Origin of the sequence: Herbaspirillum sp. B65 (genome assembly GCF_000333555.1) — a bacterium.
GTDB lineage: Bacteria > Pseudomonadota > Gammaproteobacteria > Burkholderiales > Burkholderiaceae_D > Herbaspirillum > Herbaspirillum rubrisubalbicans.
In genome coordinates this window covers 1-924 of the sequence record NZ_BADI01000111.1, presented here as the reverse complement: position 1 = coordinate 924, position 924 = coordinate 1, and the positions used below count along the sequence as shown (strand labels likewise).

The window sequence follows — 924 nt, the reverse complement described above, 5'->3', positions numbered from 1 at the left end:
CAGGAATTTCGGAGCGGAACAGGCCGATGCCCATGGCCCCCGCTTCGAAGGCCGGCGCGGCATCGTTGGGCAACTCGATATTGGCCAAGAGCGTGATCGGTTCGCCATCCTGGGTGATGGCCGGGGTCTTCTTCAGACGTGAAAGTTTCTTCCGTTCACGCAGCAGCCTTTCCTGCCGCGCCCGATACTGCGCCAGCACCAGCGGCGAAGGATCGACGATGACCACGCCGGCATCGCCATCGATGATGAGCACATCATCGTGCTTGACCAGCACCGAAGCGTTATGCATCCCCACCGCAGCTGGAATGGCCAGGCTGCGGGCGACGATGGCGGTATGCGAATTGGGGCCGCCCAGGTCGGTGACGAAGCCGGCAAAGGCACTCTCGCTGCGTTCCATGCCAAGCGGCATGACAACCCATCCATTCACGAGAACAAGGAAGAACACCATGCAAACCCAAGTCAACTGGTTCGAGATCGCCACCCGTGATCTGCAACGCGCCACCCGTTTCTACGAAGCCGTCTTTGCCACTACGCTGCGCCAGGAGCAATTCTCCGACGAAGGTCCGATGGCCATCTTCGTGCGTGACGACGGCCAATCCATCGGTTGCCTGACCGGTCCTGGCTGGCTGGAGCCCACGCGCCAGGGCACGCTGATCTATCTGGATGCCGGCCCCAGCATCCAGGCCGTGCTGGACCGCATCAAGGCTGCCGGTGGCGAAGTCACCATGGAGCGCTTCCAGCTCCCCAACGATATCGGCTACATCGCGCAATTCATCGATAGCGAAGGCAATCGTCTGGCCCTCCACGCGATGAACTGATCCGGTCGGTCCCGCCCGAGCGCTCGCCATGGCAGCATCTTGCATAGCAGCATCGAAGTCGATGGCGGGCAGGCATCATGCGTGCCAGAATGGCGCGCATCATTTC

General features: G+C 61.7%; 2 protein-coding genes. One reads left to right on the top strand and one right to left on the bottom strand.

The window, feature by feature from the left end; genetic code table 11:
- Positions 1 to 409, bottom strand: a 409-nt coding sequence (locus I5W_RS03065; protein ID WP_044528140.1) for a PEP-utilizing enzyme, incomplete at its 3' end; no start/stop codon positions are given.
- A 37-nt stretch (positions 410 to 446) separates the two neighbouring features.
- Here I5W_RS03065 and I5W_RS03060 point away from each other — a divergent pair.
- Entirely contained in the window at positions 447 to 818 is a 372-nt protein-coding gene (locus I5W_RS03060) for a VOC family protein (RefSeq protein ID WP_017455333.1), read from the top strand.
- The last annotated feature ends 106 nt before the right edge of the window (positions 819 to 924 follow it).